Origin of the sequence: Actinoplanes sp. NBC_00393 (genome assembly GCF_036053395.1) — a bacterium.
Classification (GTDB): Bacteria; Actinomycetota; Actinomycetes; order Mycobacteriales; family Micromonosporaceae; genus Actinoplanes.
Genome location: NZ_CP107942.1, coordinates 10,733,594 through 10,756,282 on the forward strand (window position 1 = coordinate 10,733,594; position 22,689 = coordinate 10,756,282).

Consider the following 22,689-nt stretch of genomic DNA (forward strand, 5'->3'; position numbering starts at 1 on the left):
GATCTCCTCTCGGCCGGGTCAGCAGGCGCCGGACATCGCGTCGCGCAGGTTCTCGGCGCTCTCGCGGACCGACTGGATCGAGACGCGCACCGCGGACAGGTTGGTGGCGTTCGGATCGGTACGTGCCGTCTCGGCGACGGTCTTCAGCTCGTCCACCGAGCTCTTGAGCTGGTCGGCCTGCGGCGCGAACTGGGACTTGGCCTCCAGGACCAGCTGGTTGAGCTGGTTGAGCAGCTCGGCGGCGTACGGGCGGATCGCGGTCAGCCCGTTCTCCGAGACGTTCGCGTTCTTGATCTGGTTGACGGTGTTCTGCACCTCGGCGAAGGCGTCGCAGAGAGCCTCGCTGCCACCGTCGTTCGCGGTCGTGGTGGCCGTACAGCCGCCGGCCGCGAGAAGCACCGCGGCCAGGAACATCGGGATTCGTCTCATACCGCCGAGGATGCCGCCGCCGGCCGCCCGGTACGTCACCCGCACCGGATGAGGACGGCGCCGGGGTCCGCCAGCACGATCGGCGGTGGGGCTCGGAGTACGCCCCGGATCGTCGAGCTTCGTCGAGTTAGGAGCGGAATCCTATGGCCATCGGTCCCGTCCAGCTGCTGGTGCTGGGCTTCAAACACCCGAATTTCCATGGCGAGATCATCGAGGAGCTGGAGCGGCTCAAGCAGAGCGACACGGTCCGGGTGATCGACGCGCTCGCGGTCTACAAGACGGCCGAAGGTGAATTCGAGGCCGAGCACCTGAGCAACCTCAGCCGCGACGAGGCGATCGAGTTCGGCAGCAAGATCGGTGCGCTGATCGGCCTCGGCTTCGAGGGTGAGGCCGGCGCTGCGGAAGGCGCCATGAAGGGCGCGCAGCTGGCGTCCGAGGAGGGCGTCGAGGTCTTCGACGACCCGGAGACGTGGGACGTGCTCTCCGAGATCCCGAACGACAGCGCCGCCGCGCTGCTGCTGATCGAGCACCACTGGGCGGTGCCGCTGCGCGACGCGATCGCCCGGGCCGGCGGGTTCCGCGTGGCGGACGGCTTCATCAGCCCGCTGGACCTGGTCGGCATCGGCCTGCTCGCGGCCGAGGAGGCCAAGGAACTGCACGACCTGGAGACGGCCGGAGCCAAGGCCTAGACAAGGAGAGGGGATACGCGATGTTCGCGACACGCAGGGTGGCCCGCCGGACGAGCCGGCGCACGGCACGACGGGTGGAACGGCGCCGCCGGTAACGACGGCGCCGGTGATCAGCTGCGGCGGCGGGCGAGAGCCAGCCGCCGCAGCCGTGCCCAGTCCAGCTCCGGGCGGGCCGGGCGGACGCCGGGGCGGTGACGCGGCACGCGTACCCGCAGGGCGCCGGGCCGGATCGTGCAGTGCACCGGGGTCGGCAGAAGGAGCGCCTCCCCGTCGACACCCACCGGTACGGTCGGCGCGTCCGCGTCCACCACGGCCTCGGCGGTCGACCGGACGGTGAGCGCCCTGGCCCGGCCCCGCTCACTGATCAGCCCGGCGGCGTCGGCGGCGCCCCGGACGGTCACCGCGAGCACGCCGAGCTTCCCGCCGTCCAGCCGGGGCCGCTCGCCCAGGCCGGCCACGTCGTCCGCGGCGTACGGGTTGTTGCTGATCAGCACCGCCTGCGGCCCGGTCACGGTGACCCCGTCCACGTCGAGCCGCAGGTGTGTCCCGTGGTCGCCGGTGAGCACCTCGGGCAGCAGGTTCAGCGTCGTGCCGACCTTGTCGTCGCGGTAGGCGGGGCTCTGCACGATCGCGGCGTACGCGCCGAACGAGGCGTTGTTGACGAACGTCCGGTCGCCGATCAGGCCCAGGTCGATCTGCAGCTCCACCCCGTCGGTGAGGGCGTCCAGGCACTTCGACGGGTCCTCGCGGTCCAGACCCAGGTCGAGTGCGAAGTGGTTGCGGGTGCCCGCGGAGACGACCAGGAACGGCAGGCCGTGCTCGGCGGCGATGCCCGCGACCAGCGCCTGGGTGCCGTCGCCGCCGGCCACCCCGAGCAGGTCGGCGCCGTCGCGGACCGCCTGCCGGGCGACCGTGGCCACGTCCACCGACGGTCCGTTCAGGACGTACACCTCCGCGCCGAGCTCGCGGGCCCGCTCCACCAGGTGGAACTTCTCGACCTTGCCGCCGCCCGAGCGCGGATTCATGATCAGGTACGGGCGTCGGGGCGGCGCGGTCTCGTACTCGGCGGCGGTCTCCTCGTGGGCCGGCGCCAGTGCCCGCCGCCCGGCGGCCACCGCGGCCCACCACAGCAGCCCGAAGCCGACCATCACCCAGATCAGGTTGGCCCGGGCGAAGAGCACCGCGACCACCAGCGGGGCGAGCACCACGATCGCGCCGGCCAGCCAGCGCAGCACGCCGCGATGGGTGAGGAACCACCACGCGGCGGCCAGCCCGGCGGCCGAGCCGATGCCACCCACCAGGAGTAGCCCGATGCTGCCGCGCACGCCGGCGCCGATCAGCACCAGCAGGACGGCCGCGGCGGCGGTGACGAAGGAAAGTCGGGCCAGCCAGGGCCGCGACGAGGGGGTATCGACGAGCTCCACCATGTGCACAGCGTTCCGCCCTGGTGGCCGCCCCGCTTCATTCCGGCGGGATGAGGTGCGTAACCCGTTTCGAACGGAACGTGGACGGCGTGTCCAAGTCAGCGCACGGCGCCCCGCTGCGCCACCCCGCGGAAGTCCCCTTCTACGTGTTCATGGTGATCCTCAACCTGCTGATCATCTGGTTGATCATCCAGGCCGCGATTACGTTGCCCCTGCTCCCGGAGCGGTTGCAGGACACCGGCTGGGCCGCTGCGATCCGCTCCGCCTTCATCGGGTTGCTGCTGCTCGTACCGATGCTCGTGGTGATCCGTGAGACCCAGCGTGCCTCGATCCGCGGCACCGCCGTCGAACTCTCCCCCCGGCAGTACGGCGACCTGTACCGGGTGGCCGACGAGTTCTCCCACGAGCTGGGCCTGTCCCGGCGGCCGAACTTCTTCCTGGCCAACGGCAACGGCACGCTGAACGCGTTCGCCGCGCAGGCCACCGGCCACGACTACGTCGTCCTGGCCAACGAGCTGTTCGTGAACCTCTACAACAACAACCGGGAGGGACTGCGGTTCATCCTGGGTCACGAGCTGGGGCACATCAAACTGCACCACGTCTCGCTCTGGTACCAGCTCTCGGTCGCCTACTCCGAGCGCATCCCGATCCTCGGCCCGACCCTGTCCCGCCTGCGGGAGTACTCCTGCGACCGGCACGGCGCCCACCTCTGCCCGGGCGGCGCCAGTGGGCTGGTGCTGCTCGCCTCCGGCCGGCACACCGAACACACCACCGACGTGAACGAGCTGGTCCGGCAGGGGCAGGGGCTGCGCGGTTTCTGGGTCGAGCTGGCCCAGCTGCCGATGTCGCACCCGTTCACCGTACGGCGGCTGGAGCGGCTGTTCCGGCTGGGACTGCTTCAGGCTCACGTGCGGGAGGCCGAGCAGGGTCAACCGGTCTGAGCGGCCTCATCCGTTCGGGATGACGTGCCGCGCCGCGCGGACCGAAAGTCTTGGCACAGCGGAATCAAGGAGGCGCGAATGTCCCGCAAGGCGGAGGCGGAACGCCGGCTGCGTCCCTGGCAGGTCGAGCTGCTCAAACTGCAGCGGCACCTGGAGCGGGAGAAGCTTCGCATGATCGTGCTCTTCGAGGGCCGCGACGCCGCCGGAAAGGGCGGCTGCATCCGCCGGGTCACCCGGTTCATGAACGAGAAGCACTACCGGGTCGTCGCGCTCGGCCGGCCGACCGAGGAACAGCGCTCGCAGTGGTACTTCCAGCGCTACGTGGCCCAGTTCCCGGCCGGCGGCGAGATGGTCCTGTTCGACCGGAGCTGGTACAACCGCGCCATGGTCGAGCGGGTCTTCGGCTTCTGCAGTCCAAAGGAGTACCGCGACTTCCTGCTCGGCGTCACCGGTTTCGAGAAGGATCTGGTCCGGCAGGGCACGGTCCTGGTGAAGCTCTACTTCAGCGTCACCCGCGAGGAGCAGGCCCGCCGCTTCGAGCGGCGCCGCACCGACCCGCTGCGGCAGTGGAAGCTCAGCGAGATCGACCTGCAGGCCCAGGACCGCTGGGACGACTTCACCTTCCGCAAGTACGAGATGCTCCATCGCACCGACACCCGGGCCGCTCCGTGGCTGATCGTCCGCTCCAACGACAAACAGCGTGCCCGGCTGAACACCATGAAGGTCATCCTCAACGCGGTCGACTACAAGGGCCGCAATCCCGACCTCGACTTCACACCGGACGCCGCGATCGTGGTGCCCGGCGTGGACGAGATCGCCGTGATGGATGCCCAGCGCGAGCGGAGCGGCAGGTTCACCGGGTGAGGAGGTCATGATCGTGCCCGAGGCGTCATACCAGGTCAGAGTCTCCGGGGTGATTCCCGACGAGGTGCTGGCGGAGCTGCGCGACCTCACGGTCAGCGTCGAGCCACCGGAGACTGTGCTGCACGGGTCGCTGCCCGACCAGTCGGCGGTGGTCGGCCTGATCTCCCGGATCCACGGCCTCGGGCTGCGGCTCATCGAGGTGCGCCGGCTGCCCGCGGAGGAGGGTCCGGAGATCCAGCCGGGGCCGTCGCTTTGAGAACGCCGCAACCCCGCGGTGGGTACGGCATGGTGCTGGCCCTGATCGTCATCACCTACGTGCTGGCGCTGCTCACCGAGGAACGCTGGATGGTGGCGGTGCTGCTGTTCGTGCAGACCGGCACGGTGTGGCAGACGCTGCGGGTGTCCGGAGCCCACGCCGGGACCCGGCTGGTCGCGGGGGTGGTCTTCCTGCTCGCGCTGGTGGCGGCGGGACTCAACATCTTCGCCCGGAACCTTCCGCTGATCGGCTGGACGTTCCTGGCCGCCAGCGCCCTGTATCTGCTGGCCCCGTTCTCGATCGTTCGGGACCTGGGCCGCCGGCGGCGCGGCGTGGACGGGCAGACGATGCTCGGGGCGCTCGCCGCGTACCTGCTGATCGGGATGGCGTTCGCGTTCGCGTACGAGTGCATCGCCGCGATCCAGCCCGGCCCGCTCTTCGGTGAGCGGGGTGACGGCTCCCTCGCCGACATCATGTTCTTCAGCTTCGTCACGATGACCACCACCGGCTACGGCGACCTGGTGCCGGCCACCAACCCGGCGCAGAGCATCGCCGTGCTGGAGGCACTCATCGGCCAGCTGTTCCTGGTCACCGCGGTGGCGAAGGTGGTCGAGAACTGGCGGCCGCGGAACTGGGCCGCACCTGCCAAGGAAGGCGCGCTCACCGGGGATGACACGCCCGGCGAGGGCCGGCGGTGAAAGGAGTTCCGGTGTTGTGGTCCCTGTTGTTCCTCGCGTTCCTGCTGCTGCTCGGCGCTGTCGCCCGGGAGCGCCGGGGCCGGCGTGCCTTCGCCGAGGGCGGTGCGGCCTTCTGGTGCCGGTTCCGGGCCACCGGCGGGGCGCCCCGCGACTGGCGCCGATTGCGCCGGCGCTGGTCCCGGCGGATGTGGGCGCGCTGGACCGGCGACGTGCTGGTGATCCGGCGCGGGCCGGTGTTCGACCGGACGATCCGGCTGGCCGCCCGGGTCTCGCCGGTCGGCGTCTACGTGCTGCCGCCGCGGGACGCGAAGCGGTGCGGGGTGCACCCGATCGCCGTCCGGCTCTGGCTGGCCGACGGATCCCTGGCCGAGGTGACCGCGACCGAGACCGAGCGCACCGAGCTGGTCGGGCCCTACCTCGCCGCGGCCTTCAACGACCTGCCCAAGGCGCCGGTTCCCCGGCGCGACATCTGATGTGAACCCTGGAGGTGGTGCCATGTCCCGTACCTGGAGCTGGGTGCAACTCGTCGCCGGCCTGCTGACCTTCGTCCTCGGCATCCTCGCGTTCGCCTGGCCGGAGGCCACCCTGCGGGTGGTGGGCTTCCTGTTCGGCCTGAACCTGCTGGTAGGTGGCCTGGCGCGGACCGTGGCACTGCTCTTCTCACACGGCTACCCGATGCTCAACCGGGTCCTCGGCATCATCTTCGGCGTCTTCGTCGCCATCGTCGGCATCCTCTGCCTGCGCAACGTCGCCGGCTCGGTGGCGCTGCTGCTGCTGATCGTCGCGATCGGCTGGATGCTCGACGGGTTCGCCGAGATCGTCCTGGCGACCAGCACCGAGGGTTCGGCCAAGGGCTGGCGGATCGCCTTCGGAGTGGTGGCCATCCTGGCCGCGATCGCCCTGCTGGTCTGGCCCGGGATCGGGCTCACCGCGTTCCTCTTCATCGGCGCCACGACGCTCTGCTTCCTCGGCATCTGCCTGGCCTTCATCGCCATCGCGGGGTTGCGCTCCCGGCCGTCGGTCTACGCCTGACGCTGCCGGCCGATGGTCCGCCGGCGTTGCAGGCGGACCATCGGCGCGTACGGGTCGCCGAACCGGCCGCCGTACCAGGCGCCGAACCCGGCGACCGCCAGCCCCACCAGCTCGACGATCAGCAGCCCCGGGTCGATCACCCGGTCCTGGCTGCGGAAGCGCATCAGCGTCAGGACCGCGAACAGGATCAGCACCCCGAAGTCGAGCAGCAGGCTGATGAAGGCGATCCGGGCGACCATCGGGCTGCGCGCGCCGAACGCGTCGAAGCCGGCCGCCAGCAGCGCCGCCACCAGGCCGCCGACCAGCCCGGCCACCACGTTCCAGTAGGCGAGCGTGCCGATCAGGTCCGGCGCGCCGAGCACCGTCGCCAGGTCGAAGAGGATCGCCATCGCGAACAGGCCGAGCGGGAACATCAGCAGCAACGGCTGCACCGCCTGGCCGGCGAGACGGAGTCGGCTCTGCACGCCTCCAGCCTCGACCGGACGGCCCGCCGGCACGTCATCCCGGGCGGGTGAATCAGCGTTCTACCGGGTGATTCCGCCGAATGCTCCAGTGCATCGCGCCGGCCAGAGCCCGGTAGAGCGGGTGCCCGCACAGGACTCCGAGAGCGATCGCCACCATCGAGCCGGCCGCGTCGATCAGGTCCTCGGCGCCGCGCACGGTGGACTGTCCCAGGTACTCGGTCACCCCGATCAGCGTCAGCGCGCCGGGCACCAGGAGCCAGAAGCCGGGCAGGAAGGAGACCAGCGCGGGCGGCCCGGACGGCGCGCGCTCCACCAGGTACGCCACCACGGTCAGCGCCAGCGCGCCGGCGAACCCGCTCAGGTAGCCGCCGAGCACCATGCCGCCCAGGTACTGGGCCGTCCAGCCGGCGTAGAGCACCAGGCAGAGCCAGCCCAGCGAGCGTGGTGGCCCGGCCAGCATCAGGTAGTTGCCCAGCCCGACAACCGCGGTGCCCACCCAGGGCGCCCACCAGCCCAGCGTGTTGGTGGCGACGTCGGCCGGTGCGCCCGGCGGCGGCACGCCGACCGCCTGAGCGGCGCCGATGATGCCGAAGGCGAGCAGCGTCAGCTGGAGGATGCCGGCCACCAGGCGGCTCGCTCCGGTGACCATTTCGTACGCCGAGAGCTCCACCACCGCCATCGTCAGCATGGCGCCGGGCAGAAACGTGCACAGCGGCGCCACCATGGCCCGCAGGTCGGCCTCGCCCCACCCCGAGCCGGCCAGCATGAACGTGATCGAGGCGACCGTGAACGAGGCGATCACCGGCATGATCATCTGCAGGCTGGTCCAGCGGTTGCCGGCCAGTTTGATGAACCCGACCAGCACCCCGAAGAGCCCGGCCAGCAGCAGGTCGCTCCAGGTGGGTATGAGGATCATGCAGATGCCGACGGTGAGCACGGCATGCCCGAGTACGCGTACCGGCGTGCCGAAACGCGGTCGCATGGCCACCACCGCCAGCACCCGCCGGCTGCCCACGGCCGGTTCGACCTCGCCGCGTTCGGCGGTCCGCAGCAGCCGGTAGAGCTCGGCCGTCTGATCCAGGCGCAGGCCGCCGCCCAGCTGCTTGGTGGGCTCCTGGGTCACCGGCCGGCCCGGGGCGAGCGACACCACCAGGAAGGTGGGGAAGACGCTGATCCGGGCGTCCGGTGCGCCGTACGCGATGGCGACCCGCAGCAGGTGCTCCTGGATCTGGTTGACCGCCTCGCCCGCGGCGGTGAGCCCGCTGCCCAGATAGAGCAGGAATTCCAGAAGCTCGCGTTCAGTGGCGGTCGCCTTGGTCATCTGCCCTCCTCCCGCAGCAAGTTATGGCCTCGGCGACGCGACGGAATCATCCGCCACGAAGGATCCCGGAACCTGCCGGGGCCGGGAAAGTGATCACATCGACAACTCAAGACGTCACCTGACCCGGTCGATCTCCAGCGCTGCCCTGCGGGGGCTGGACAGTTCTGAGAGACACCGGGTGCCGCAGCGACCCGGGCCCGGTGCCACCCCACCGGGCCCGGCTGGCTCACAGTGCTTCCCCCGTGGGGGCGGGGTCAGCACTGGAGACCAGCCGGGGTGTCGCAGCGGCCGGGCCCGGTGCATGTCCCGCCCGGGCCCCGCCGGCTCGCAGCGTCGTCTCTCGGGGGACGAGACGGTGCTGCGAGCCGGCCCTCTGCCCGGGTCGAGAGTGAGGAAACCGGAATGACGCCCCGTCGGCATGTTCTGATCGGTCTGGTCGCGGTGCTCCTCGGAGCGGCGGCGTGCAGCGGCGACGGCGAGGGCATCGCCCTGCCGTCGGGCCGGCCCTCGGTCGAGGTCTCGCTGGACCGCACCGAGCGGAGCACACCGGAGCAGACCCGCACGACGGAGCGCACGGAGGAGCCCGAGCCGACGCGCACCACACAGGAACCCACTCAGGAGCCTGAGCCGACGCGCACCACACAGGAACCCACTCAGGAGCCCGAGCCGACGCGCACCACGCAGGAGCCCGAGCCGACTCGCACCACACAGGAACCCGCTGAGACGACGGAACCGGCGCAGAGCCCGGCGGCGGCCGTACCGGTCTCCGAGGACACCGGCTCCAGCGGCTTCCTCGGCTGGCTGCTGCTGTTCGTGCTGCTCGGCGGCAGCATCGCGATCGTGCTGGTCACCCGCTCCCGGCGCGAGGCGGTCTGGGCGGCGGAGGCGTCCGCGCTGGCTGCCGAAACCCGGAGCGTGACCGGCGTACGCCTGCCCCCGGTGCTCACCGCCCGGACCACCGCCGAGCGGGCCCTCACCTGGCCCCCGGTCCGCGACGACCTGATCGATCTGGCCACCCGCTGGGCGGGCCTGGCCGAGCGGTCCACCGGCGAGGCGCAGCAGGCCTCCGCCGGCACCGCCGCGGCCCTGCTGCGGGACCTCGTCCCGGCCGTCGACGCGGAGAACGAGGCGCTCGCCGCCGGCCGGGACTGGCACCGGCTGCGTCCGCAAGTGGACAGCATCCTGGACGCGTTGAACGCCATCCTCACCCCGCGCCCCGCTACCGGAACCGTGCCGCCGCCGGATCCCGGACCGGCTCCTTATCCGGCATGACGGGAATCACCGCCTGATCCTTTATGATCAGCTGTCGCGTTTCCGCCAGTGAGCGGTGGGATACGCGGGTTGCGCGTAGCTTCGGCCGGTGAGGTGCGGCAACTGCGCACCGCCGCTGGTCGTTCCGACAGTGATCGCGGGTGATTCGACTGTGAGTGCCCCTGACCCCCGAGCCCCCGCGGACTATCTCGCGGTGGGTTCCGGGCGGCCCGCGGTACCGCAACCGCACCTGCCGCGACCCCGGCTGCACGCCGCGCTCGACCTGGGTGCGCAACGGGCGGTCACCCTGCTCAGGGCCGGTCCCGGCTGGGGGAAGACGGCGCTCGTGGCGGCCTGGGCGGCGCAGCGCCCCGAGCCGGACCGGATCGCCTGGCTCACCGTCCGGCACCGGCACACCGGGGTCGCGGAGCTCTCCGGCGGTCTCGCCGCAGCCCTGCGGGCCGCCGGACTCGCGCTGCCCGCGGCCGGTTCGCTACTTCCCCGGCTCGATCCTCTACTTCCCCAGCTATGGTCCGTTTTCGATCAGTCCCGCGAACCCGTGGTGCTGGTCCTCGACGACCTGCACGTCCTGGACGGCACACCGGCGATGGACGCCCTGGCCGCCGTCGTGACCGATCCTCCGCCCGGCCTGCGGCTGGTGCTGCTCACCCGTACCGAGCCTGAGCTGCAGCTGGACCACCCGGCTGCCGTCGGCCGCGTGACCAGGCTGGGCGTGGATGATCTGCGGTTCGACGCCGGCGAAGCCGCGGCCCTGGCCGACCTTTACGGTGGCGCCGACCCGGCCGCTGGCGAGGGCTGGCCGCTGGGGCTGCGGCTGGACGCCGAGAACTCCGGGCCGGACGCCGTCGACGACTACCTGTGGCGTGAGGTCGTCGCCGTCCAGCCCGCCTCGATACGCCGTTTCCTGCTGCGCACCAGCATCGTGGACGCGATGACCCCGGCTCTCGCCGACCGGCTCTCCGGCACGGTGGACAGCCGGCGGATCCTCGACGGGCTGGAGCGCGGCCTCGGGTTCGTGACCGGCCGCGAGGAGGATCAGCGGTGGTTCCGTGCGCACGGCCAGCTGCGCGGGATGCTGCGGCGGCGCCTGGAGCTGGAGACGCCGGAGGACGTCGGCCGGCTGCACGCGGCCGCCGCCCGCTGGTACGCCCACGAGCAGATGGTCCCCGAAGCGCTCTGGCACGCCGCCGAGGCCGCCGACTGGGAGTACCTGGGCGAGCTGGTCGCCACCCTGGCGGTGACCCGGATCGTCTCCACCCAGCGTCGGCTCGTGGTCGACGCCGTGCAGCGCATCCCGCCGGAGCTGTTCGCCACCACCGCCGAGCTGTCCCTCTGCGCCGCGCTGCTGATGCTGGTCACCGGTGACTACCTGGCGATACCCGAGCTGATCGGTCGGGCCCGGACAATGCTCGCCGGCCGGTCACCGGAGCAGCGGCTGCCCGTCGACATGGCCCTGGACTGCCTGGAGGCGCCCACCGTCATCCGGATCCGCGGTCAGATGCCGGCCCTGGTCACGGCCACCACGGCGGTGCTGGCGCGGCTGCGCGCAGCCGACAGCACGCAGATCCCGCTGCTGCTCCAGTTCCGGGCCATCGCGGTCGCCAACAAGGGCGTCGGCCTGCTCTGGACCGACCGCCCCGGTCAGGCCGAACGCTATCTGTGGTCCGGTCTGCGGGCGTCCCGCGCGACCGGCCTGGAGCTGGTCGAGCTCAACGCGCAGGGGCATCTCGCCCTGCTGGCGTTCTTCCGCGGAGCGCTCGGCGAAGCCGAGGAACACGCGCTCGCGGCGTGCGGTCTCGCCGACCGGCTGGGGCTGGTCACCACGGCGCAGGCCGCGGCCGCGCATCTGGCGCTCGCCCTGGTCGAGCTGGAACGGGACCGGATCCCCGAGGCGCAGGCCGTGCTCCGCAGCGCGCTGCACGTCGACGCCAATCCGCCGGAGGCCGCGCTCGCCGTGGTCGGGTCGGCGGTGCTGGTCCACCTGCTGCTGGCCGCCGACGATCCGGCCGCGGCCCGGCTCTACCTGCGACAGGTCCGGCAGGACGGCGTCGACTCGCTGGACGCCCCGTTCCTGCGGCGGTGGCTGGATCTGGTGGAGAGCGAGATCGATCTGGCGCTCGGCGCCCCGGCCAAGGTGGCGGCCCGCTACCGGTCCCGGCGGGCGCCGAACCCCGCCGAGCAGGCCGTGTTCGGCCGGGCACTGGCCGAACTCGGCCACCTCGCCGCCGGCGAGCAGCTGCTGACCCGGGCCGCCGCCGGACCGGACCGGATCGCGGCGGTGCAGGCGCTGATCAGCCTCGGTCTGCTCGCCGAGACCCGCGGGGAGAAGGACGACGCGATCGACCGGGCCGCCGCGCTGGCCGAGGCGGACGGGATCCGCCGGCCGTTCCGCCGGCTGCACCCGCGCCGGCCCGAAGCAGCGTCGGAACACCGCCCGCAGAGCCCGGCCAAGGTGCTCGCCGATCCGCTCAGCGAGCGGGAGAGCGAGGTCCTCCGGTTCCTGCCGAGCGTGCTCACCGCGCAGGAGATCGCCGGCAACCTGGGCGTCTCGGTGAACACGGTGAAGGCCCACATGCGGGCCATCTACCGCAAGCTCGGAGCGGCCCGGCGCCGGGAGGCGGTGGACAACGCCCACCGCCTCGGGCTTCTCTAGGGACTCCAGGCCGCCCACAGCTCGGCGTACCGGCCGCCGGCCCGCATCAGCTCCTCCGGCGAGCCCTCCTCGACGACCCGGCCGTGGTCGAGCACCAGCACCCGGTCCGCGGTGGCCGCCTGGGTGAGGCGGTGCGCCACGATCAGTGTGGTCCGGCCCGCGGTGGCCGCACCAGCCGCCCTTTCCAGGTCCCGGGCGCCCGCACTGCCCGCCTCCGCGGTGGCCTCGTCCAGGACGGCGACCTCCGGGCCGGCCAGCACCAGCCGGGCCAGGGCGAGCTGCTGGGCCTGCGCCGCGGTGAGGCGGTGACCGCCTTCGCCGACGTGCGTCTCCAGACCGTCCGGCAGGGCAATGAACCAGCCGGTGGCGCCGACCAGGCCGAGCGCGGCCAGCAGCTCGTCGTCACTCGCGCCGGGCCGGGCCAGCCGCAGGTCGTCGGCGAGCGTGCCGGCGAAGACGTGCACCTCCTGGCTGATCAGCGCGATCCGCCGCCGGGTCCGTTCCTCGCCGAGCGCACCGAGGAGTACGCCGTCCAGGCGTACCTCGCCGTCGGTCGGGTTCACGATGCCGGCGGCGATGGCGGCGAGGGTGGTCTTGCCCGCCCCGCTGGCCCCGACCAGGGCGACCCGTGCCCCCGGCTCCAGGCGCAGGACGACGTCGGCGAGCACCACCGGCCCGTCGTCGTACCGGTGCTTGCGGACCACCACCTCGAGCGTCCCGGGCCCGATCGGGTCCGCTCCCTCGACCCGCGGCCGATCCGGCAGGTTGGCCACCCCGACCAGCCGGGCCAGGCTGGCCCCGGCCTGCAGCACGGTGTCCGCCTCGAACAGCAGCATGCCGATCGGGTTGAACAGCCGGTGGAAGTAGAGCGCCGCCGAGGTGGCCGCGCCGACCGTGGCCAGCTGGTCGCGGACCAGCAGGAACCCGACGACCAGCACGGCCGAGAGCCCGATCAGCTCGGCCCGGTTCACCCGCGAGGTGAACCGGGTGTAGATCCGGAACACGTCCAGCGCCAGGTCGCGGGTGGTCACCGAGCGTTCGGCGACATGGGCCACGTGCGTTTCCTCGATCCGGTACGCCCGAACCGTCGCCGCCCCCTGCAACGCACCGGCCAGCGCCTGCGCCCGTTCCCCGGAAGCGATCCGCTCCCGCGCGTAGTACGGCACCGACCGCGGCAGATACCAGCGCAGAGCCAGCGCGTACCCCGGTGCGGCCGCCAGACCGGCGAGCCCGAGCCGCCAGTCCAGGGCGAACAGCCCGGCAGCCGTGAGGACCACCGACAACAGGGCCCCGACCAGCAGCGGCCCGCCGCCGGTGATCGCACCGGCCACCACCGCGACGTCGTCCCCGGTACGCGCCACCAGGTCCCCGGTCCCGGTCTTCTCCAGGGTGGCCGACGGCAGGTGCAGCGCCCGGTCGACGACCCGCTCGCGCAGCCGGGCCAGCACGGTCTCGCCGAGCCGGGCCGCGACCGCCGCACCCGCCGCGGTCAGCAGGCCACCGATCACCGCCGCCGCGGCGATCACCGCGACCCAGCCCAGCACCCGGGTGGTGCCGGTGCCGTCGATCACGTCGTCCACCAGGCGGCCGAGCACCCACGGCGCGACCAGCCCGGTCGCCGCGGCACCGACCAGCAGGGCGACCGCGGCGGCGCTGAGCCCGGGCAGCCGGGCGAACTCGGCGCGCGTGGCGGCCCACGTCTCCCGTGGGCTCGCGGTGGGCAGCCGCATCATCGGAGCACCACCTCCCGGTAGCGGGGTTCGGTCGCGACCAGGTGCTCGTGCGTGCCCTCCGCGCCGACCCGGCCGGCGTCGAGCACGACCACCCGGCTCACCGCCCGCAGCAGGGCGGGACTGCTGGTCACCACCAGCGTGGCCAGGGGCGGCTGCCGGCGTACCGCGGTGAGCCGTTCGGCGATCAGCGCCTCGGTGACCGCGTCCACCGCGGTCGTCGGGTCGTGCAGCACCAGCACCGGCGGGGCGGCGGCGACCGCCCGGGCCAGCGCGACCCGCTGCCGCTGCCCGCCGGAGAGGTTCGCGCCGCGCTCGATGAGCACCTGGTCGAGCCCGTCCGGATGCCCGTCCAGCACGTCCTCGGCGGCGGCCACCCGGGCGGCGGCCAGCAGACCGTGGTCGTCCGGGGCGGCGCCGGCGGCCAGGTTGGTGCGCAACGTGCCCTCGAAGAGGGTCACGTCGTGCTTCTCGACCAGCACCACGCCGCGGGCGGCGGCCAGGTCCAGCGTCTCCGCCGGGGCGCCGTCGATCCGGACCGAACCCCGGTACTCCTCGCGCGGCACGGTTCCGGCGAGCAGCGCCAGCAGGGCTTCGGCGTCGCGTGGGTCGTACGCCAGCACCCCCACCACCTCACCGGCCGCGACCCGCAGATCCAGGCCGCCCAGCGTGCCGTACCCGACCTCGTCGAGAACGACCCGCTCCACAGCCGGCGGCGGCGTGCCCGCCTCGCCCGGCCGCACCGCCGGCGCCGCATCCAGCACCCGGCTGATCCGCCGGGCCGAGGCCCGGGCAGTCGCGAACATCTGCACGCACCAGCCGAGCGTCTGCACCGGCTCGGCGATGAACTGCGCCAGCCCGACCACCGCGACCAGCTCACCCACGGTGATCCGGCCCTCCAGCGCGAGCCAGCCGGCGACCCCGGTGATGGCCGCGAGCAGCAGCCCGTTCACCGCGGTGGTCAGCCCGAGGTGCACACCCTTCGTGTTGGCGGCACGCAGCGTGTCGGTGAGCGCGCGCCGGCTCGCGACCGCATAGCGGCCGGCCGCGTGGTGCTGCGCGCCGATGCCACGCAGCACCCGCAGCCCGGAAACCAGGTCCACCGCCAGGGCGGTGGTGGCCGCGAGGGCCTCCTGCTGGGCATCAGCGCGGCGGGTGAGCAGCGGCGCAAGGCGTTGCAGACCCGACAACACCAGGGGTACGGCGAGCAGCACCCCGATCCCCAACGGCAGATTGACGACCAGCAGAGCGACCGCGGAGACGATCAGCGCGGTACACGCCGCAGCCGCCATCCCCGCCGCCCGGATCGCCTCCACACTCTGGTCGGCGTCCTGCGCGGCGATGCTCAACAGCTCGCCGTTGCGCAGCCCGCTCCGGTGCCCGCGCGGGTCGAGGGCCCGCTCAGCGATCCGGACCCGCGCCCAGTGCGCCTCATGCTCGGCCGCGCCGAACGAGAGCCGCGCCCCTGTCCGCCAGGCGAACGCCAGGACGGCGAAAAGCGCAGCCAGCCCGGCCAGCGAGACCAGCAGCGCGCCGGTGTCCGAGGTGGCGACCGCCCGGTCGATGATCACACCGATCGCCACCGGAACCATCGCCTCGGTCGCCTGATGCAGGCAGAGCAGCGCCACCCCGCCGGCCAGCCGCGCCCGTTGCCTGCGCAGCGCTTGCCGCAGGAGTCGATCGCTCAATGCCTTCCCTCTCACTCCCCGCCGTCCCGCGGCGCCGTCTCGCTCCCGGCCCACCCGCGGCGCCGTCTCGCTCCCTGCCGTCCCGCGGCGCCGTCTCACTCTCGGCCTTCCCGCGGCGCTGTCTCTCTTTCGGCTCTCCCGCGGCGCCGTCTCGTTCTCTTGCCTCTCCGCGGCGCCGTCTCGCTCCCTGCCTTCCCGCGGCGCCGTCGCGCGCAGGCGGTTCAGGACGAGGTCACCCGCCCCCATCGCCGGCGTCGTCGCACGCAGGAGGCTCTGGGCGAACCCGCCCGGCACCCACCGCCTGAAGTGAGGTAAGCCTAACCAACACCGTAGGAACGGCCGTCGGCGGATTATGCTCTCCGGAGGACTTTATTGGGGGAGGTGCTCGTGGACCTGTCGAAGATCGACGCCGTCCTGCTCGACATGGACGGCACACTGGTCGAATCCCATGCAGCCGTGGAACGCGCCTGGCGCACCTGGGCTCTCGAACACGGCGTGGATGCCGACGCGGTCCTGGCCGTCGCACACGGCGCCCCGTCCCACACCACCGCCCGCCACTTCCTGCCCGGCGCTGACGACGACACCATCGCCGTCGCGGCCGCCCGCCAACTCGACCTCCAGTACGACGACCTCGCCGACGTCACCGCCGCCCCCGGCGCTCTTGAGCTGCTCGCAGCCCTAACCGCCAGATCCCTGCCCTGGGCCGTGGTGACCAGCGCCGACGTACGCCTCGCCCACGCCCGCCTCGGCGCCGCCGGCATCACCCCACCCCTGCTCGTCACGATCGACGACATCGCCGAAGGCAAGCCCGCCCCCGACGGCTACCTGCACGCCGCCGCCGCGCTGGGCGTCGCCCCCACCCGCTGCCTGGTAGTCGAAGACGCCCCAGTAGGCGTCCAGGCCGGCCGAGCCGCCGGTGCCCACACCGCCGGCCTACGAGGCACCCCCGCCGACCTCCCTTTGACCTCCCTCTCCGACCTAGCCCGCCTGATCTAACCCTCCAACCACGCCTTCCCCGGCAACAAAGTCCTGCCGCCCATCCGGGCTGACGCTCAGCGCTGCTTCCTGGGCCGTGATGCAGCGCTGGCGGTCAGCCGGTTCGGCGGGCTGACGGTGAGTGTTGCTTCCCCGGCTGTGATGCAGCGCTGGCGGTCAGCCGGTTCGGCGGGCTGACGGTCAGTGTTGCTTCCCCGGCTGTGATGCAGCGCTGGCGGTCAGCCGGGTGGTCGGGCTGACGCCCACTGTCGTGATGCCGCACCGGCTGTCAGCTGTGGTGTTCGGCTGCCCACGAAGGCCGACGATGCTGCGCCGGCCGTCAGCCGGTTATCCACAATGCTGGTCTGTCCACAGCCCTTGAAGCCTCGCGCCGCCGAAGCAGCGATGGTGGCCCGATGCCCGCACACCCGCATGTACCCGAAGCCCTGTCCCGGCAGCCGTTCCGTGGCTCCTCCGCGATCGCGGAAGGCCTGCTCACCGCAGGAATGCTTCGAGGCCGCGCCTGGCGACGACTGCTTCCCGACGTCTACGCCCACCGTGGAGTGGCCGTCGATCACCGGCTCTGGTGCGCGGCCGTCAGCCTGACCCTCCCGAGCGGTGCAGCGATCGGCGGACTCAGCGCCGCCTACCTCTGGGGAGTCGACCTTCTTCGCCCCGATACGCCGGTATCAGTGGTGACACCCGGGGACCGGCGAGTCAACCGCGTCTCCCGAATCGCCGCACATTTCACCGTCATCGACGAGGCTGACGTCACATCGATAGGTGATCTCCCGGTGACGACACCGGAGCGTACGGCGTTCGACCTGGGCCGTCGTCTCCGGCGGAGCGGTGCGTTGGCTGTGCTGGACGCCATGCTCCGCGCGGAAACGCTGGATCTCGGGTCGGTCAGCGAGTTGGCCCGGCAACGCCATCGGTGGCCGGGCATCGCGCAGCTCAACGAGATCCTTCGCCTGGCGGACGGCCGAGCGGAGTCACCGATGGAGACACGTCTGCGGCTCGTACTTCACGATGAGGGCGTTCCGCCGGGGATACCCCAGTTCGAGGTACGCGATCACCGCGACGAACTCATCGCCCGAGTCGACCTGGCGTGGCCGGCGGCGCGGCTGGCGGTCGAGTACGAGGGGGATCACCACCGCGAGCGTGACCAGTACCGCCGTGACGTCAGCCGGGTCAACAGGTTGCGCATGGCCGGCTGGACAGTGCTGCGTTTCACCGCCGACGACGTGCTCCGCAACCCGCAGGTCACCGCCGCAACCGTCGTGACCGAGCTGTCCCGCCTGCGCTGAGACGCCGCGATGCAGCACTAGCGGTCAGCCGACTCGGCAAGCTGACGGTGAGTGCGGCTTCCGGTGCCGGGAGGCAGCGCTGGCGGTCAGCCGGGGTGGTCGGGCTGACGGTGAGTGCGGCTTCCGGGGTAGAGGCGACGCCGGGTCAGGGTGGGGAGTCGGCGACGGCAGCGACGGCGGCGAGCAGTTGGGGCCCGTCCGAGAAGACGCGGTCGTTGTGGTCGGCGCCGTGGATCGGCACCTCGGCGACCAGGCCGGCGGCGCGGACTGCGACCGCTGCGCTCTGGGCGGCCGGGACGACGGTGTCGGCGGTGCCGTAGATGACGGCTGTCGGGGCGTTCACCCGGGCGATCAGTGACAACACCGGGAAGCGGTCGCGCAGCAGCCACCCGACCGGCAGGAACGGATAATGCTCGCGCCCGGCTGCGGCGAGCGACGTGAACGGCGAGCGCAGCACCAGCCCGGCCGGCGGATGCTGCACTGCCAGGGCGGTCACGACCGCGGCGCCCAGGCTCTCGCCGTAGTAGAGGATCGGCAGCCCCACCTGCGACGTCAGATAGGCGTGCGCCGCGAGCGCGTCCCGCCCGAGGCCTTTTTCGCTGGGCGATCCCGGGTTGCCGCCGTAGCCGCGGTAGTCGAGCAGCAGCACGGTCAGCCCGAGGCCGGCGAGCGCGGCGCCGAGCGGCTCACGCCCGTACCGATTGCCGGCATTTCCCGGTGCCACGAGGATGGCGCGGCGCCGGTCCGGCGTACCCGGCGGGGGTTTGATCAGCCAGGCGCTCAGCCGCAGCCCGTCCGAGGTGCGCAGGGTGATGCTGCTCGCGCCGGCCGCTTGCGGCGGCGCCGCGCGGTCCGGGAAGTAGATCAGCTTGCGCTGCAGGGCCCAGGCCAGGGTCAGGATCAACACCAGAGCGAGGGGTACGACCAGAGCACCGCGCACCAGCATCCTCCGGTTCATCCCATGATTGTCCGCCGAGAACTGTATTGATGCGCGTACCTGTCACGATGATCAGGTGGACTGGCGGCTGATTCTCTGTATCCCCATTCTCGCGCTGATCTCGTTGGCGATCTGGGGCAAGGCGCTGGTGGATGTGGGAACTGCCGTGCTCTACCGGACCAACGGGGTCGAGACGACGGCCGTCGTTCAGCGGGTCTTCTACCTGGACCGTAACGGCGGGGCCAGGTATGACCTGTCGTTCCGGTGGGACGGTGCGCCCTATCAGGCGTCGACGGAGCGGGTGTTCGGGGATCCGCGGCGCGGTGACCTGGTCGAGATCTACGTCGACGAGGACGAGCCCAGCGATGTGGCGATGAAGGGCTGGGTCCGGGACAACTGGGGCGGCTATCTGCTCGCAACGAGCCTGGGCAGCCTGCCCGCGCTGGGCGCGTTCCTGCTGGCGCGGCGCCTGTGGAACGAGCCGGGGGAGCAGCCTCCGATTCTGAAGCCGCGCGGTTATCCGGGCGCGTCCCGGTCGGTACGGCGCAGGCTCAAGAAGAAGCGCCGGCGGTGAGCTGCCAGAGGTGATGTGACCAGCCGATGTCGACGGTCCGGACGATGTGCAGGCCGGCGGCGGTGAGCAGTTCGGCGATGCGTTCGGGGGTGCGCCGCCCGCTGCCGAAGGCGCAGCGCATCTTGAGGTCGTACTCGAGTTCTTCGAGGTCGGTGTCGCCGGCCGGCCGGCACTCCTCGACCAGCACGACTTCGGCGCCGGCCGGCAGGGCCGCGGCAAACTCGGTCAGCACGTGCCGGGCGTCGTCGTCGGGCAGCCATTCCAGCGCGCGCACCAGCAGGTGGGTGGCGCCTTCCCGGACCGGGATCGCTCCGGAGGTGGGCACCAGTTCGGCGCGGGCGGCCACACCGGCGTCGAGGATCTGGTCGCGGAGCACGCCCAGCGCCGACGGCGGCGCCGCCACGCTGAGTTCGATGTCCGGGTACGCCTTCGCGAGCCCGTTCACCGTGACTCCCGCACCGTGCCCGGCGGCCGCGACCGCGCGTACGCCCGACCAGTCGTGCCCACCGATCAGTGTCGGCACCACCCACCGGGCCGCGTCCTCGATGCCGGCCCGCGCCGCACCGCCGAGCCCGCTGTCGCTCTCGAACGTGGCCCGCAGCGGTGTGGCCGGCCGTCCGGTGCGGGCTGTCTGCACCAGGCCGAGCAGTGACAGGTCGAGGGCGGCTTCGGCGCCGTCCAGGTGGTACCAGTCGGCGTCCTCGAGGAGTTCGTCACCGAGTTCGCCGAGCGTGTAGCGCCCGTCCCCGTCGACGGTGAGCACGTCGAGCCCGGCCAGGTAGCTGAGCAGCAGGCGCAGGGTGTCCGGATCGGCGCCGGTCTCCCGGGCCAGCAGGTCGGCGGTGTCCGCGCCGAGGTTGACCAGTTCGATCAGGCCGAGCGTGACCGCCGCGCGCAGCACCAGGGCCGGGGCGAGCTCGGTCAGTTCGTGGAGACGCTCGTGGGCGTCGTCCTCCTCGTCCGCGGCGGTGACCGGAGCGGTCTGCTTCCAGTACCCGGTGATCTCCACCTGTTCCGGCGGCAACCCGCGTTCCACCCGCAGGTAGCGGCGCAGCGGCTTGATCGCCCCCGCCTCACCGGCCACCCAGGCGAAGACCGTCCCGTCCGGCCAGGGCATCGTGCTGACCGCCTCGGCCAGCGACCGGGTGCCCGCGACCAGCCAGGTGATCTCGGCGTCCGCCGCGGTGGCCAGCTCCTGGCGGCGGCCGTCGTCGGCGATCTCGATGAAGACCCGGGCCTTGGTGCCGGCCGGCATCTCCCACAGCCAGCGGCGGATCGCCGGGAGCGCGGTCTCGTCGCCGGCCGCGAGGATGAAGTCGGCGCCGGCCGGGTGGCTCAGCGACATCTTCGGGCCGGCGATCCACAGCGGGTCACCGGGCCGGGCGTTCTCCGCCCAGGTCGCGGCCGGTCCGCTGCCGTGCCGGACGAAGTCGAGGTCCATCTCGGTGGGCGTGACCCGGTGCGGCGTGTAGTCCTTGGCGATCGGCCGGGCCTCGACCGACCAGTCCAGACTGGCCACTCCCTGGCGCGGCAGGACCGGCCGGTCGGCGCCCGGCGCGGCGAAGAAGAGTTTGACGTGGTCGTCGAAGCCTTCCGAACGCAGCGCCGGCAGGTCCAGCCCGTCCCGGTGGAACGCCCCGAGCTGCGGGCCCCCGACAGTGATCCGGCGGGTGCCGGCGTTGACGTCGGTCACCCGGAGAACGGTCAACTCCCGCAGCACGATCGGGAACGTCACGGTGGAACGCAGGCTTCGGCTGGACACGGACTCAACCTATAGAAAGGTGCCGCCCGCCGATCCAACGCAGGAACCGGCTCGTCATCTCCGGAGCACAGGCCGACGATTGGTTAGGGTAGCCTTACCTCCGTGACTGACACGGCGACATGGGACGTGGTGGAGGCGCTGCCGTTCACCGAGCGGGGACATCCGCCGCACCGTCACGATGTGCACCAGTTCCTCTACGTCCCGCTGGGCCGGATCGTCGTCACGGTGGACGGCCGCGAGCACCCGGTCGGCTCGACGACCGGCCTCTGGATCCCGGCGCAGGTCGAGCACAGCGCCTGGTTCAGCCGGGACGCGCTGATCGTCGCCGAGCACTTCGACGCGTGGGAGCACGACCTGCCGTACCGGGAAGCCACACCGGTGGAGGTGACCTCGCACGCCCGGGAGCGGCTGCTCGCGCGTACCCGGTCCGGTGTGGAGGAGCTGGGTGACGCCGCGCTGTTCGCGGTCCTGACCGGCCTGCGCGGCAGCCGGCTGCCGCTGCCGGAGCCGCGCAGCGCGATCGCCCGGGCCGTCGCCCGCTGCCTGGCCGGGGCGCCCGGCGACCCGCGGACCGCCACCGAGTGGGCGGCCCAGCACTACACCAGCTCCACCAGCCTGCGCCGGGCGTTCCGCGCCGAGACCGGGCTGGCCTTCACCGAGTGGCGCACCCGGCTGCGGCTCAACCACTCCCTGGACCTGCTGGCGAAGGGGATGCTGGTCGGCGCGGTCGCCGCCCGGGTCGGCTTCACCAGCGCGAACGGTTACATCCTCGCGTTCCGGCGGCACTTCGGTGAGACGCCGGGCGCCTACATCGCCCGCCGCAACTCCCCCGGAGGACCCCACGATGGCCAGCTTCAAGATTCGTAAAGCGGTCGACCCGCACGTGATCATGCTCGATGTGGTCGGCAGCGAGCGGATCTCGCCCAACGTGGTCCGGGTGACGCTGGGCGGCGCCGGCCTCGACCGGTTCACCCCGATCGGCTTCGACCAGTGGTTCCGGCTCTTCCTGCCGCGGGAGGGCCAGGACACCCTGAAGCTGCCGACCGCCACTTCCGGCCTCTGGTACGCGCAGTACCTGACCACCGCCAAGCCGAAGCGGCCGTGGGTGCGCAACTACACGGTCCGCGCCTTCCGCGACGACCCGCGCGAGCTCGACGTGGACTTCGTCGTGCACCTGGAGGAGGACGGCAGCTGCGGCCCGGCCGCGTCGTTCGCGCTGAACGCCAAAGCCGGCGACCAGGTCGGCCTGCTGGACCAGGGGATCGGCTACAACCCGCGGCACGAGCACGACTGGACGCTGATCGTCGCCGACGAGACCGGGCTGCCCGCGGTGGCCGGCATCTGCGAGTCGCTGCCCGAGGACGCCAAGGGCGTGGCCATCGTGGAGCTGCCGTCGATCGAGGACAAGCAGGACTTCCGGGTGCCGGCCGGCATCGAGCTCGAGTGGGTGCCGCGCAACGGGCACGGTGGGGTGCCGGGTGGGCTCGCCCTGAGCCGCCTGCGCGAGACGGCGCCGCGGGAGGGCAGCGTCTACGCCTACCTGGTCGGGGAGTCGGCGCTGGTCACCGGTGGCCGGCGGCACCTCGTCGAGGAGCAACGGGTGCCGAAGAACCACGTGGACTTCATCGGTTACTGGCGGCACGGGCGCGCCGCCGGCAACTGATCCGGCAACT

The 22,689-nt window shown here is 72.3% G+C and carries 22 protein-coding genes; 14 read left to right on the top strand and 8 right to left on the bottom strand.

What is annotated here, in order from left to right; translation table 11 throughout:
* Window positions 1–18 precede the first annotated feature (18 nt).
* Window positions 19–429, bottom strand: coding sequence for a hypothetical protein (locus OHA21_RS49725; protein ID WP_328467702.1), 411 nt, complete (start codon window positions 427–429; stop codon window positions 19–21).
* A 143-nt stretch (window positions 430–572) separates the two neighbouring features.
* Between OHA21_RS49725 and OHA21_RS49730 the strand changes: the two genes are divergently transcribed.
* Window positions 573–1,118: a hypothetical protein gene (locus tag OHA21_RS49730; RefSeq protein WP_328467703.1), complete on the top strand. Its 546-nt coding sequence runs from the start codon at window positions 573–575 to the stop codon at window positions 1,116–1,118.
* 110 nt (window positions 1,119–1,228) lie between these two features.
* On the opposite strand, the gene OHA21_RS49735 is transcribed toward OHA21_RS49730, so the two are convergent.
* The gene (locus OHA21_RS49735; RefSeq protein ID WP_328467704.1) at window positions 1,229–2,545 is read right to left on the bottom strand and encodes a diacylglycerol/lipid kinase family protein; all 1,317 of its coding nucleotides are present in this window, start codon (window positions 2,543–2,545) and stop codon (window positions 1,229–1,231) included.
* Window positions 2,546–2,631: 86 nt separating this feature from the next.
* Here OHA21_RS49735 and OHA21_RS49740 point away from each other — a divergent pair, with 86 nt between their 5' ends.
* The 6 genes from OHA21_RS49740 to OHA21_RS49765 all read left to right on the top strand — a co-directional run bounded on the left by OHA21_RS49740 (window position 2,632) and on the right by OHA21_RS49765 (window position 6,333).
* Window positions 2,632–3,483: a M48 family metallopeptidase gene (locus tag OHA21_RS49740; RefSeq protein WP_328467705.1), complete on the top strand. Its 852-nt coding sequence runs from the start codon at window positions 2,632–2,634 to the stop codon at window positions 3,481–3,483.
* Window positions 3,484–3,561: 78 nt separating this feature from the next.
* Window positions 3,562–4,347, top strand: a complete 786-nt coding sequence (gene ppk2 / locus OHA21_RS49745) for a polyphosphate kinase 2 (RefSeq protein WP_328467707.1) — start codon at window positions 3,562–3,564, stop codon at window positions 4,345–4,347.
* A gap of 7 nt (window positions 4,348–4,354) precedes the next feature.
* A complete protein-coding gene (locus OHA21_RS49750) occupies window positions 4,355–4,603 on the top strand; it encodes a hypothetical protein (protein ID WP_328467709.1) in 249 nt (82 codons plus the stop codon).
* A 29-nt stretch (window positions 4,604–4,632) separates the two neighbouring features.
* On the top strand, window positions 4,633–5,301 hold the full coding sequence (locus OHA21_RS49755) for a potassium channel family protein (RefSeq protein ID WP_328467711.1): 669 nt from the start codon (window positions 4,633–4,635) through the stop codon (window positions 5,299–5,301).
* A gap of 11 nt (window positions 5,302–5,312) precedes the next feature.
* A complete protein-coding gene (locus tag OHA21_RS49760; RefSeq protein WP_328467713.1) occupies window positions 5,313–5,774 on the top strand; it encodes a hypothetical protein in 462 nt (153 codons plus the stop codon).
* A gap of 22 nt (window positions 5,775–5,796) precedes the next feature.
* Complete coding sequence (locus tag OHA21_RS49765) at window positions 5,797–6,333, top strand: HdeD family acid-resistance protein (RefSeq protein WP_328467715.1); 537 nt, start codon at window positions 5,797–5,799, stop codon at window positions 6,331–6,333.
* Here the strand turns inward: OHA21_RS49765 and OHA21_RS49770 are convergent.
* Together OHA21_RS49770 and OHA21_RS49775 are read right to left on the bottom strand one after the other, a co-directional pair.
* Window positions 6,324–6,797: a DUF2231 domain-containing protein gene (locus OHA21_RS49770; protein WP_328467717.1), complete on the bottom strand. Its 474-nt coding sequence runs from the start codon at window positions 6,795–6,797 to the stop codon at window positions 6,324–6,326. The genes OHA21_RS49765 and OHA21_RS49770 overlap by 10 nt on opposite strands.
* A gap of 52 nt (window positions 6,798–6,849) precedes the next feature.
* Window positions 6,850–8,118, bottom strand: coding sequence for a threonine/serine ThrE exporter family protein (locus tag OHA21_RS49775; protein ID WP_328467719.1), 1,269 nt, complete (start codon window positions 8,116–8,118; stop codon window positions 6,850–6,852).
* Window positions 8,119–8,520: 402 nt separating this feature from the next.
* On the opposite strand from OHA21_RS49775, the gene OHA21_RS49780 reads away from it, so the two are divergent.
* Both OHA21_RS49780 and OHA21_RS49785 read left to right on the top strand, forming a co-directional pair.
* Window positions 8,521–9,390, top strand: coding sequence for a hypothetical protein (locus OHA21_RS49780; protein ID WP_328467720.1), 870 nt, complete (start codon window positions 8,521–8,523; stop codon window positions 9,388–9,390).
* A gap of 193 nt (window positions 9,391–9,583) precedes the next feature.
* Window positions 9,584–12,043 (top strand): LuxR C-terminal-related transcriptional regulator, encoded by a 2,460-nt coding sequence (locus OHA21_RS49785; protein ID WP_328467721.1) that lies wholly within the window; start codon window positions 9,584–9,586, stop codon window positions 12,041–12,043.
* On the opposite strand, the gene OHA21_RS49790 is transcribed toward OHA21_RS49785, so the two are convergent.
* Entirely contained in the window at window positions 12,040–13,773 is a 1,734-nt protein-coding gene (locus tag OHA21_RS49790) for an ABC transporter ATP-binding protein (RefSeq protein WP_442875222.1), read from the bottom strand. The genes OHA21_RS49785 and OHA21_RS49790 overlap by 4 nt on opposite strands.
* A complete protein-coding gene (locus OHA21_RS49795) occupies window positions 13,773–15,461 on the bottom strand; it encodes an ABC transporter ATP-binding protein (protein ID WP_328467724.1) in 1,689 nt (562 codons plus the stop codon). Before OHA21_RS49795 ends, OHA21_RS49790 begins: the two co-directional genes overlap by 1 nt.
* A 387-nt stretch (window positions 15,462–15,848) precedes the next feature.
* Between OHA21_RS49795 and OHA21_RS49800 the strand changes: the two genes are divergently transcribed.
* Window positions 15,849–16,457 (top strand): HAD-IA family hydrolase, encoded by a 609-nt coding sequence (locus OHA21_RS49800; protein WP_328467727.1) that lies wholly within the window; start codon window positions 15,849–15,851, stop codon window positions 16,455–16,457.
* Between the two features lie 485 nt (window positions 16,458–16,942).
* A complete protein-coding gene (locus OHA21_RS49805; protein WP_328479041.1) occupies window positions 16,943–17,743 on the top strand; it encodes a DUF559 domain-containing protein in 801 nt (266 codons plus the stop codon).
* A 145-nt stretch (window positions 17,744–17,888) separates the two neighbouring features.
* On the opposite strand, the gene OHA21_RS49810 is transcribed toward OHA21_RS49805, so the two are convergent.
* Window positions 17,889–18,701, bottom strand: a complete 813-nt coding sequence (locus tag OHA21_RS49810; RefSeq protein WP_328467729.1) for an alpha/beta hydrolase — start codon at window positions 18,699–18,701, stop codon at window positions 17,889–17,891.
* A gap of 55 nt (window positions 18,702–18,756) precedes the next feature.
* On the opposite strand from OHA21_RS49810, the gene OHA21_RS49815 reads away from it, so the two are divergent.
* Window positions 18,757–19,254, top strand: coding sequence for a DUF3592 domain-containing protein (locus OHA21_RS49815; protein WP_328467731.1), 498 nt, complete (start codon window positions 18,757–18,759; stop codon window positions 19,252–19,254).
* On the opposite strand, the gene OHA21_RS49820 is transcribed toward OHA21_RS49815, so the two are convergent.
* Window positions 19,232–21,016 carry a siderophore-interacting protein gene (locus OHA21_RS49820; RefSeq protein ID WP_328467733.1) on the bottom strand — a complete coding sequence of 595 codons (1,785 nt, stop codon included), beginning with the start codon at window positions 21,014–21,016 and terminating at the stop codon, window positions 19,232–19,234. The genes OHA21_RS49815 and OHA21_RS49820 overlap by 23 nt on opposite strands.
* 102 nt (window positions 21,017–21,118) lie before the next feature.
* Between OHA21_RS49820 and OHA21_RS49825 the strand changes: the two genes are divergently transcribed.
* Both OHA21_RS49825 and OHA21_RS49830 read left to right on the top strand, forming a co-directional pair.
* Window positions 21,119–21,883 carry a helix-turn-helix transcriptional regulator gene (locus tag OHA21_RS49825; protein WP_328467735.1) on the top strand — a complete coding sequence of 255 codons (765 nt, stop codon included), beginning with the start codon at window positions 21,119–21,121 and terminating at the stop codon, window positions 21,881–21,883.
* Window positions 21,861–22,679 (top strand): siderophore-interacting protein, encoded by an 819-nt coding sequence (locus tag OHA21_RS49830; protein ID WP_328467737.1) that lies wholly within the window; start codon window positions 21,861–21,863, stop codon window positions 22,677–22,679. Before OHA21_RS49825 ends, OHA21_RS49830 begins: the two co-directional genes overlap by 23 nt.
* The last annotated feature ends 10 nt before the right edge of the window (window positions 22,680–22,689 follow it).

Bases quoted from the DNA above. Each gene is read 5' to 3' on its own strand.
- OHA21_RS49725 (WP_328467702.1), bottom strand. From the start codon at position 429: ATGAGACGAATCCCGATGTTCCTGGCCGCGGTGCTTCTCGCGGCCGGC.
- OHA21_RS49730 (WP_328467703.1), top strand. From the start codon at position 573: ATGGCCATCGGTCCCGTCCAGCTGCTGGTGCTGGGCTTCAAACACCCG.
- OHA21_RS49735 (WP_328467704.1), bottom strand. From the start codon at position 2,545: ATGGTGGAGCTCGTCGATACCCCCTCGTCGCGGCCCTGGCTGGCCCGA.
- ppk2 (WP_328467707.1), top strand. From the start codon at position 3,562: ATGTCCCGCAAGGCGGAGGCGGAACGCCGGCTGCGTCCCTGGCAGGTC.
- OHA21_RS49750 (WP_328467709.1), top strand. From the start codon at position 4,355: ATGATCGTGCCCGAGGCGTCATACCAGGTCAGAGTCTCCGGGGTGATT.
- OHA21_RS49755 (WP_328467711.1), top strand. From the start codon at position 4,633: ATGGTGCTGGCCCTGATCGTCATCACCTACGTGCTGGCGCTGCTCACC.
- OHA21_RS49765 (WP_328467715.1), top strand. From the start codon at position 5,797: ATGTCCCGTACCTGGAGCTGGGTGCAACTCGTCGCCGGCCTGCTGACC.
- OHA21_RS49775 (WP_328467719.1), bottom strand. From the start codon at position 8,118: ATGACCAAGGCGACCGCCACTGAACGCGAGCTTCTGGAATTCCTGCTC.
- OHA21_RS49780 (WP_328467720.1), top strand. From the start codon at position 8,521: ATGACGCCCCGTCGGCATGTTCTGATCGGTCTGGTCGCGGTGCTCCTC.
- OHA21_RS49790 (WP_442875222.1), bottom strand. From the start codon at position 13,773: ATGCGGCTGCCCACCGCGAGCCCACGGGAGACGTGGGCCGCCACGCGC.
- OHA21_RS49805 (WP_328479041.1), top strand. From the start codon at position 16,943: ATGCTTCGAGGCCGCGCCTGGCGACGACTGCTTCCCGACGTCTACGCC.
- OHA21_RS49810 (WP_328467729.1), bottom strand. From the start codon at position 18,701: ATGAACCGGAGGATGCTGGTGCGCGGTGCTCTGGTCGTACCCCTCGCT.
- OHA21_RS49830 (WP_328467737.1), top strand. From the start codon at position 21,861: ATGGCCAGCTTCAAGATTCGTAAAGCGGTCGACCCGCACGTGATCATG.